Source organism: Acinetobacter sp. YH12128, assembly GCF_013418655.1.
In the GTDB taxonomy this organism is placed as follows: Bacteria; Pseudomonadota; Gammaproteobacteria; order Pseudomonadales; family Moraxellaceae; genus Acinetobacter; species Acinetobacter amyesii.
In genome coordinates, this window is record NZ_VPBO01000032.1 from 21,254 (window position 1) to 31,122 (window position 9,869).

Genomic DNA, 9,869 nt, shown 5'->3' on the forward strand with positions numbered 1-9,869 from the left:
TTCTTATTTCTATTTGCCGTGTTAAGGCACTAATCTGAATGCTCTGTAGTAATTATTGCTTGGAATTTTTCCAAATAAACTCATCGCTTGACCGTCGTAATAACCTGGGTAAAACAGCACCACTGGCTTATGCCCCAGTAACGAATGCAAACTGTTTAATAAGTGATGGGCACGTAACAGTGGCCAAACCGACCCAACCCCAGTCATCAACACAATATCTTGCGCATTGGTGGCATATTTACTCACCAGATACGGCGCGAACTTATCCATATGCAGTGGGCCCTTTAAGGCTTTGAGCAGCGCTTCATCGCCTTTGGCTTTTTGCATTTGAATGGCTTTATCGATGAAGTTACGCTCAGCCAGATAATCCACCACGGCTTGCAGCAGGTTGATATTCACCACCTTCAGCTGACTGTGTTTTTTCTCCAGCATCCCTTCGAGAAAATGCAAATATTCGCGCACTTTCAACTCATCTTCAGGCGCATAATCAAAAATCCAGAAGCCAATTTCATTGCCCAATCCTTGTCCAGTGAGAAACTCAGTGGAAAGAATTCGCTCTGGAATCTGGTTCAGACGCTCATGTATTGTTTGACTCATTGCTGCCCCTCTACAACTACCGCGTCCATAGCGACACTTCCATAGATCTTTTAATGCGTTGTTTATAATGTTCTTCCAACAGGCTACGCAGCTCTGCTCTGACGATCACGCGCTGCAACTCCAGCTTACGGGTACTTTTTAAGTAACCGGCTTCTGCCAGCATGCGAAACACCACCTGCCCCATTTTTTTCTTGCTGGACTCTTTCCAATCAAAGATATCCGGATCACGTTGTGAGCGTTCATCCAAAAAATCTGACCAGATATAACTGTCCAGGTATTGAGCCTGAGAGATATAGGCCTCTCTCATCACCGTTTCCATAAACTCAAGCAGCAACAGGTTGCGTTCCAATGCGCCACAAAAAGCCACCTGGGTCGCCAGCTCATCATCCCCATCACGTAGTGCTTTCCAGAAATCAGGCTCCAAGCGCTCCAGACGCTTACGAATAGCGGTGGCATTGCGTTGCGCCGAAGCCGCAGTTCTTTTTTGCAGAATATTGTCAATCTGAATGGCCTGATGCCATTGTTCTGGAGTCGCCTCTCGTAATAACAGATCCGCGATCAGCCGGCTTTCACGTACCATCAGTGAGCCACCAATTAGGTCACTGTCATAATGAAATTGTTCTAACATAGCCAATCTCCTATGAAGCTTGATCAAACAGGTAAGATGACAGCTTTTCGATATCTGAGCGTTGTAGTACCAAGGGATATTTCAAGGCATCATCCGCCTCAGCCAGCGTGATCGCGGCCTGATATCGCTGCAAAGTATAGTGAGCCAAGGCTTTTTTCACCGGAATCTGTAATCTGCCATCAGGCATGCCGAAGTCTTTTTCGACCAGCGCTTTTTGAGCTGCATTCAATTTTGGATTCGGGATCAGCGTCAGTACAATTTCTTCATGCCATTGCTGATCCTGAGCAGGGTCTACTGACTCAATCGCCATCACAACAGGTGTGCGATCAATTCTGGAGAGTAAAAAGTCCTTAAACTGCTTGCTCTGATGGCAATAGGCACGGACATGCCAGCGAAAACCGGTATACACCAGGGTGTGTGGGGAAATGATGCGTTCATGCCACTGCGGATTCTGCATCGAGGCATAAATCATTTTTAAAGTACTTTGGTTGCGGCAGGCACGCAAAACTTCCCGAATCACTTCAGGACGTACACTGCGATCAGGTAATTGAACTGCTGTAAGATTCGGTTCTGGCATCGCAATAAGGGCATGCGATTCACTGACCAAGCCCGAGAGCATATTGAGATATTCATTGATATGCGCTGTAGTCAGTACAGGCTGGAAGCTGGCCTTAGGCACATAACCCTTGACGGAGGGGTCATGAATCAAGGCATCGGGGTTATACAGCGTATTGTAACGCTTGATATCCGCAGAAGCCTGCTGTCGACTGAGCCCAAACCAGCTCATCAAACGATTGGTAACCAAACGACCTTCCCAGTAAGCAAGCAACTCGATGGCTCGCATTCGAAGAAGCACTTCATGCTTATCTGTCGTCATATACCAATCAGTCAATAAATAGCAGCTTTAAGATTACCCTACAGCAAATATACAGTAAATATTTTTGACGGTATTTAAAGGTAGTATTGCAATCATCAGATAAAAAATATACTAGTATCCTGATGATAGCCGTCAAAGTACGATCTCTAGCAGATCATGGATCCTGGTATAGCGCGTGAATTGAGCTAAGTTTTAGAATGAGAGAAATATGGGTTTTAGATTTCGTAAAAGTATTAAATTATTCCCGGGTTTTAAAATTAATCTGACCCATAAAGGCATCAGCAGTGCCAGCATTGGCAAACCTGGTGCTTCTCTAAATATTGGGAAAAAAGGTACGCGAACCAGTGTCGGCATTCCAGGTACGGGACTATCTTACTCTAAACACCAACCTTACTCTAAAAAGACCCGTGTTCCACAACCGACATCGCTAGAACACACGGAATATAATCCTCAGAATTTAGAACAACCGAAGGCAAAGATATGGCCTTGGATTATTTTTGGAATATTGTGTTTTATGGTGGGTGCCGTCATTTTTTAGCAAGAACCGCATTGTATTTTAATCAAAAAAAAATGCCCAGATGGATGAATGGGCAAACTAAGGAATTAATATCCTTCAGAAACTCCAGCGCAATTCTCGCTACTTTCAGTAAGCGACTCTGGCTCAATCATGATAGTCTGACTCAATCGAGTCGAGGTAAATCGATCCATCACAATTGGAGCAGAAATTATGCTTGATCACACTCTTGGTTAATGCTGAAAAGTCTTTGAGTTTTAATTAATAAATAATAGTATCCATGTCTACCCTCAACTTTACTTATTTTCAGATAGCAACCAATCGAGAGCACTCATTTTTACAATACCATTATAATTCGCTTCAGTCCCTATCGTGTCTAATGTAAGCAAATACTTGGGATACGAATCAGAAATTTTCTGTAATGGACGTAACTCTCGGCTGAGTGTCTCCTCATTGAGCGTTTCTAATGCCACCTGATAATAAGTTAAATTCTGTAAAGTATCGACAGCAACAAAATCAATTTCATATTCATCAACCCGCCCTACATAGACCGTATAACCTCGTCTGACAAGCTCAAGATAAATCACATTTTCTAAGATATGACCTTGATCAGCATTAGCATCAGGCAACATAATCCGGCGCAATCCGACATCAACTAAATAGTATTTTTCAGAGGATTGTAATAACTCACGCCCGCGTACTTTAAATTGTGCGGCACTATAAAATAACAAACTGTCCTGTAAGCCCTGAATATAGCGTTTTACTGTTTCAAATGAAATTTTAACCCCACTTGAAACAAAGGTATTTTTAATTTTATTGATGGAAATAGCTGAGCCTGTCACGCTTGCCAAATATCTTGTGACACGCTCGAGAGAGTTAATATCGGCAGTATTCAAACGTGGAATAACATCTTTAAACATTACACTGGCATAGACCGCTTGCAAGTAATCATAAGTTTCCTGCTGGCTAGTCATGGCAAGCGTATAAGGGAAACTACTGCGCGTATACATGGCATACAAATCACGATTTGATAATTGTTGGATGATCGGATTATTTTCAATATGCCACTGTTTAAATTCTTGGAATGAAAGGGGTAAAACATGTTGCTCTATATAGCGTCCTGTAAGTAAAGTCGCAAGTTCTCCACTTAGAAAGAATGCATTTGAGCCTGTAATATATAAATCGATATAATCCCGAACATATAAAGAGTCGACTACTTTCTCAAAATTTGTAACATGTTGAATTTCATCTAAAAAAACATAGTTTTTTTTACTTTTATCAACTTTGGATAATACATAATCATGTAGTTTACGGTAATCGGTGAGTTCTTCAAATTCCATAAATTCGAAGTTGATGGCAATGATGTTTTCGGCTTGTACGCCCTGTGCTTTTAGGTCTTGTTGAAACATCGCCAATAAGGTGGATTTTCCAGAGCGACGCACACCTGAAAGTACTTTAATGACATCACGGTCTTGCCATGTATTCAGAAATTTTAAGTAGCCATCACGTCGAATATTAGCGCTTCTCATTATTTACACTTAGAATCTAAAGTTTTAATAAATTCTATCAAATTTTAGAATGTATATGTAAATATATTTAGTTTTAAGAAAAGTTTAAAGGTTAAGTGAAACATTCAAAGCTGCTGTAGAAGCATGTAAACATGCAGATCTGATCAAAATCCAAATTCTGTCTTTTTGATTATTTTCCATGTCATGTTATTTCATTTATGCTACGAGTTAACTGCTATATAAATTAAGTGAAAAGTAAATGGAACTAAGTTGTTAACTAGAGTGGAACTCATTTTTGTTGTGCTGATGGTCTCAGCCTTAATCCTAATTGCTTATGAAATGCTAAAAGGTTTATTTTAGAGCATCTATACAATTTTTGATCAAAAAAAGCCCACAGAGGGAATCTATGGGCGAAACTAAGGACCTTGACGGTCATTCAGAAACTACAGCTAGTTTCTGGTTGTGATTCTGGACTGAATTAAAAATAACCATATTGGCTGAATGTATCAAAAGTTAAATCATGTGATTAATCATTGATACTTCTGCAAAAATGAGCTCATCGCTCTGTTGATTAATACAGTAATTCACCAAACAAAGCCGCTCTAATCTCTTCCAGGCTCAGATCTGATTTCATCCTATTACAGATGGGATGAACCAGCAGACCATTCTCTAGAACACCTTGCCCACCTACGGCTTTGGCAATCCGATGATCCGATTCAGTAGAATCAAGATAGATCAATCCATCACAAATGAGGCAAAAGTTATGATTACCCACCAGAAAATTGTGCTTAAGCAGACTCTTGGTTAATGCCGAAAAGGCCTTGGGCTTTGACCGAGAAATTGGACTAATCGACTCCACATATCCCACTCTATTGTAAACAAGACATTTTTATCTTTTATATTCAATGGCTTATTTTCCTGCTAATTGGTAATACCATGAAAAATACCATGCTCAGAAAAGGCTTAACAATATTTTGAAAAATTGCCTACTGAGCGCTGCCGCACAGCTCCATAGGCCGCTTTCCTGGCTTTGCTTCCAGATGTATGCTATTCTGCTCCTGCAGCTAATGGATCACCGCAAACAGGTTACTCGCCTGGGGATTCCCTTTCGACCCGAGCATCCGTATGAGACTCATGCTCGATTATTATTATTATAGAAGCCCCCATGAATAAATCGCTCATCATTTTCGGCATCGTCAACATAACCTCGGACAGTTTCTCCGATGGAGGCCGGTATCTGGCGCCAGACGCAGCCATTGCGCAGGCGCGTAAGCTGATGGCCGAGGGGGCAGATGTGATCGACCTCGGTCCGGCATCCAGCAATCCCGACGCCGCGCCTGTTTCGTCCGACACAGAAATCGCGCGTATCGCGCCGGTGCTGGACGCGCTCAAGGCAGATGGCATTCCCGTCTCGCTCGACAGTTATCAACCCGCGACGCAAGCCTATGCCTTGTCGCGTGGTGTGGCCTATCTCAATGATATTCGCGGTTTTCCAGACGCTGCGTTCTATCCGCAATTGGCGAAATCATCTGCCAAACTCGTCGTTATGCATTCGGTGCAAGACGGGCAGGCAGATCGGCGCGAGGCACCCGCTGGCGACATCATGGATCACATTGCGGCGTTCTTTGACGCGCGCATCGCGGCGCTGACGGGTGCCGGTATCAAACGCAACCGCCTTGTCCTTGATCCCGGCATGGGGTTTTTTCTGGGGGCTGCTCCCGAAACCTCGCTCTCGGTGCTGGCGCGGTTCGATGAATTGCGGCTGCGCTTCGATTTGCCGGTGCTTCTGTCTGTTTCGCGCAAATCCTTTCTGCGCGCGCTCACAGGCCGTGGTCCGGGGGATGTCGGGGCCGCGACACTCGCTGCAGAGCTTGCCGCCGCCGCAGGTGGAGCTGACTTCATCCGCACACACGAGCCGCGCCCCTTGCGCGACGGGCTGGCGGTATTGGCGGCGCTGAAAGAAACCGCAAGAATTCGTTAACTGCACATTCGGGATATTTCTCTATATTCGCGGTTCAGCAGGCATGTCCCCTTTGAGGGCGACCCGACGACAGGATAATCGACCTTATGGTGCGCAAATATTTCGGCACAGACGGTATTCGTGGCAAAGCCAACGAAGGCGCGATGACGGCGGAAACCGCCTTGCGCGTCGGCATGGCGGCTGGCCGTGTCTTTCGTCGCGGTGACCACCGCCATCGTGTCGTGATCGGCAAGGATACGCGCCTGTCGGGCTATATGCTTGAACCCGCGCTCACAGCCGGTTTCACCTCGATGGGCATGGACGTATTCCTTTTTGGCCCGCTGCCGACAACGTAATAGGAAGAATAAACGCCCTTTTCACCCAAGTCCAAATTAATTTGCCGATTCCATAATCAGGGTGTATTACAATTCCATAGAGTTTTTCAATCCAGGTGGTTTAGCTGATAACTTAACGATTGATCAGCTTCTTCGTGAAGATTACTCGCCATGGGCGCGCAATAAAAGGATATCTGCCACGTTCAAAGAAGCGCATTTTATTGAAAAATATGGGTCAGGCATCAAACGAATCCAAGAAGGCTTCGCATCCTATGGTCTGCGTCCCCCTGTCTTTGAAAATTTCCAGCACGGTTTTCGAGTTATTGTCTCATCAAAGCTACTTTTCGAATCTAATGAGGGAGTAAGTGAGGGAGTAAATCTACTATTTAATCAGATAAGAACTAATCCAGGAAAGCGTGCACCATTTTTAGTAAACGAGCTATTAGTTCCTGTCAAGATAGTAGAGCGGTGGCTCAAAATCTTAAGAGATGATCATAAAATCGAGTTTCGAGGAGCTCCTAAAAGTGGAGGATACTGGCTAAAATAGAAATCAATGATACTCTTAAGTGGCACCAATCGAACTCCTATTTTAGCATTTAAAAAAGTATCCTCACATCATTTTATTGAACAATACCTAAGGCTGCTCTGGCGGCATTGATATGATTATCGTCGTTGCACTCTACCGCAAAAGCGCCATATGCTAATGGAGCTGCAGCAGCCCTCTCTATAGATTGTTCGTAGAGCCTATCCCATATCGTTCCGCCTTGTTTAGCATACTCCGTTATCAAACTCTTCAGGCTATCCTCTCCAAAAACCGATACGTGACCAGAAAAGTCCAGTGCAGGATCACCCATATGCGCAGTAGACCAATCTATGATACCAGAGGTCTTACCTTCCTTCGAGGTTAAGACATGCCCTGCATAGAGATCGCCATGGATGAAACAAGTGAATTCAGGCCACAAAGGGTCATTGTCCAACCATCTACGGTATCTGTTTTCCAACGGCTCGCTGATACCTATCTCAGATTTCACCAAGTGGATACGGTCAGCTATTTCGGTCCTCAATTCACTTGGAGTCATTATTTTCAAGTTGCTCTTTCTCACATCGTCAGCTGTAATACGATGTAATTCGGCCAATGATTTTGCCAGAGACTCCACATAAGCTATGCTATCGCGATCTATGTTCCAAGAAACCTCATGTGTTATCGCATCGAATGTCAGAGCAGGCGCATCCTCCAGTAAAGGGTAGGCTATTAGGCGCTCCGATACAATTTTCCAATCAGGGACATTGATCGACAGGTTTCTTTTGGCTAAATCCAATATTCTACTTTCATTTTCGATTTGTTCAAGCATATCGCTTCTTCGAGGTATACGGAGTACCCAGTTCTCACCGTTTACTTCCTTTACAAAGGCAACTCTAAAGTCGATGCCCATCTCATTGACGCTCATCTCTTCCGAAATTCTCAGCCCATGCTCTAGGGCTAATGTTTGCATATCTTCGATTGTCATTTCTATACTGTTTTCTTTTATTAAATTGGTACCAGTTCCCCCGACAGGACATTCTGAATGTCATATACAGGTGTAACACTTTACCCATATTCTTTTCGTATGGATAACACTTCCCATCAGGGAACAAAAATCTGATACATGAATTAATTGTGAGACAGTAGACCTACTGTCGCATTGAAGCCATCTCGGCGACTATTTGATTAGGAAAACCAAGGCTTTGCCATCATAGCCTTATCATAGAAGTATAACATAGTTGTAAAGATAGAAAATTATTTTTTATTCATCCATGATGTTATTATTTTATAATAACATCATCTAAACATGTCCTGTCGCTCTTTTGTGCTGTGATATTTCATACCTATTAACTGCTTTCGTTTGAATTATACGACGTTCTACTCACAATAGGGCAAGGGTTACTCATTCCGTAGGATGCGGTTCACGTATAGGAAGAATAAACGCCCTTTTCACCCAAGTCCAACAGCTTTGGACCGCAGTTGACTCTTTCGACACCCCTGCGATGCAACCCAATCCGGCTGACGGGGAGCCAGCAACGCTGAAAATTTACCCTCCTCTTTCCCACTAGCGGCTCCTTTTCCGACAACCAGCACGGCGGATCCCTGCCGCGGCGCTGTGAACGCAGCATTTTGATTGGTATCGTTGGCCTTCAGGCTCGTCAGTCAAACAGACCCAGGAGCAGCTCAGCCGGTGGCGCCCGGCTTTCGGGTAACGCCCTGGTCCCGCTGGTTTCGGCTTTGTGCTTCAGGTGATCAAGGATCTGCTTGATCACTATAGGGTCTTCAATGCAGGCGATGACTTTCATGGCGCCGCCGCAGCCGCTGCAGGTCTCGATGTCGATATTGAAAACACGCTTGAGCCGTTGCGCCCATGTCATCGACGCTCGCCGTTGTGCTGGTGTTGCCGGTTCATCAGCCACCCTGACCTTGTTGCCCCTGCCCCGTTTTGCCGGCGTGACCAACGCCCGGTGCCGACTGTTGGGTGCGAACACCCCGTGGAAGCGGGTTAGGTTGACTCTGGGCTTCGGTACCAGGGCGGCCAGCCTTGCAATGAAATCCAATGGTTCGAAAATGACGTGCGTGGTGCCGTCCCGGTACGGCGTCTTGAGCTGGTAGCGCACGTTGCCGCCTCGTGTTAACGACAGCCGCTTCTCGGATACCGCCGGGCGGCTGATGTACCGGCACAGCCGTTCGAGCTTCTTGCGTTCATCGGCCCTGGCCGCCACGCCGGCGTGCAGGCTGGACCCGGCTACCTTGCCAATCCCGTCACCGAACGGATCACCACTGGTCGGCAGAGTTTGCAAAGTGAACACCTTTCGCCCCGCCTGTGAACCGACAGCGATACGGTAAGTGATCGAGTGCCCCAGCAGGGGTGTCATCGGGTCGTCATCCACCGCATCCGAGGCCAGATAGCTGTTTTCGACATCCCGTTCCAGCAGGCCTTGCCGTTCCAGATAGCGACCCACCCGGTGGGCGATGGTGTGCGTCAGCTGGGTGAGCTCTGGGCTGGTCGGCGCCTTGACCCAGCGGAAACGCGCTGAGCCGTGGGATTGCTCGACATACACACCGTCGAGAAACAGCATGTGGAAGTGAACATTCAGATTGAGCGCCGATCCAGAACGCTGGATCAGGGTGACCGCGCCCGTCTTGGCCACTTGGTGGGTATGGCCCGCTTTCTTGACCAGGTGCGTGGCAATGACGCGGTAAACGATGCCCAGCACCCACCCCATGATCTCGGGCCGGCTGGCAAACAGGAAACGCAGCTGAAACGGGAAGCTCAACACCCACTGACGCATGGGTTGTTCAGGCAGTACTTCATCAACCAGCAAGGCGGCACTTTCGGCCATCCGCCGCGCCCCACAGCTCGGGCAGAAACCGCGACGCTTACAGCTGAAAGCGACCAGGTGCTCGGCGTGGCAAGACTCGCA

10 protein-coding genes and 1 pseudogene are annotated in these 9,869 nt (G+C 46.1%); 4 read left to right on the top strand and 7 right to left on the bottom strand.

The window, feature by feature from the left end; all coding sequences use genetic code 11:
- Nucleotides 1-21: 21 nt before the first annotated feature.
- From FTU64_RS14545 to FTU64_RS14555, 3 genes are read right to left on the bottom strand one after another with little or no spacing between them, the layout of a single operon-like run.
- Nucleotides 22-597: a DUF1788 domain-containing protein gene (locus FTU64_RS14545; RefSeq protein ID WP_005403808.1), complete on the bottom strand. Its 576-nt coding sequence runs from the start codon at nt 595-597 to the stop codon at nt 22-24.
- Nucleotides 598-613: 16 nt separating this feature from the next.
- Entirely contained in the window at nt 614-1,225 is a 612-nt protein-coding gene (locus FTU64_RS14550) for a DUF1819 family protein (RefSeq protein ID WP_180025626.1), read from the bottom strand.
- Nucleotides 1,226-1,235: 10 nt separating this feature from the next.
- Entirely contained in the window at nt 1,236-2,102 is an 867-nt protein-coding gene (locus tag FTU64_RS14555) for a WYL domain-containing protein (RefSeq protein ID WP_160255371.1), read from the bottom strand.
- Between the two features lie 208 nt (nt 2,103-2,310).
- Here FTU64_RS14555 and FTU64_RS14560 point away from each other — a divergent pair, with 208 nt between their 5' ends.
- Nucleotides 2,311-2,640 carry a DUF4236 domain-containing protein gene (locus FTU64_RS14560; RefSeq protein WP_005403805.1) on the top strand — a complete coding sequence of 110 codons (330 nt, stop codon included), beginning with the start codon at nt 2,311-2,313 and terminating at the stop codon, nt 2,638-2,640.
- Between the two features lie 272 nt (nt 2,641-2,912).
- On the opposite strand, the gene FTU64_RS14565 is transcribed toward FTU64_RS14560, so the two are convergent.
- A complete protein-coding gene (locus FTU64_RS14565; protein ID WP_160255372.1) occupies nt 2,913-4,145 on the bottom strand; it encodes an ATP-binding protein in 1,233 nt (410 codons plus the stop codon).
- A gap of 550 nt (nt 4,146-4,695) precedes the next feature.
- Nucleotides 4,696-5,007: pseudogene (locus FTU64_RS14570) on the bottom strand (HNH endonuclease signature motif containing protein); the annotation flags it as partial.
- A gap of 282 nt (nt 5,008-5,289) precedes the next feature.
- On the opposite strand from FTU64_RS14570, the gene sul2 reads away from it, so the two are divergent.
- The 3 genes from sul2 (at nt 5,290) to FTU64_RS14585 (ending at nt 6,966) form a co-directional block, all read left to right on the top strand.
- A complete protein-coding gene (gene sul2 / locus FTU64_RS14575; RefSeq protein ID WP_001043260.1) occupies nt 5,290-6,105 on the top strand; it encodes a sulfonamide-resistant dihydropteroate synthase Sul2 in 816 nt (271 codons plus the stop codon).
- A gap of 86 nt (nt 6,106-6,191) precedes the next feature.
- The gene (locus FTU64_RS14580) at nt 6,192-6,440 is read left to right on the top strand and encodes a phosphoglucosamine mutase (protein ID WP_071830581.1); all 249 of its coding nucleotides are present in this window, start codon (nt 6,192-6,194) and stop codon (nt 6,438-6,440) included.
- Nucleotides 6,441-6,501: 61 nt separating this feature from the next.
- The gene (locus FTU64_RS14585) at nt 6,502-6,966 is read left to right on the top strand and encodes an ATP-binding protein (RefSeq protein ID WP_071830580.1); all 465 of its coding nucleotides are present in this window, start codon (nt 6,502-6,504) and stop codon (nt 6,964-6,966) included.
- Between the two features lie 73 nt (nt 6,967-7,039).
- Here FTU64_RS14585 and mph read toward each other — a convergent pair whose 3' ends face one another.
- Both mph and FTU64_RS14600 read right to left on the bottom strand, forming a co-directional pair.
- The gene (gene mph / locus FTU64_RS14590) at nt 7,040-7,927 is read right to left on the bottom strand and encodes an Mph(E)/Mph(G) family macrolide 2'-phosphotransferase (RefSeq protein WP_071830579.1); all 888 of its coding nucleotides are present in this window, start codon (nt 7,925-7,927) and stop codon (nt 7,040-7,042) included.
- Nucleotides 7,928-8,600: 673 nt separating this feature from the next.
- Nucleotides 8,601-9,869: IS91-like element ISVsa3 family transposase (locus FTU64_RS14600; protein ID WP_180015618.1), on the bottom strand; the 1,269-nt coding region annotated here is incomplete at its 5' end.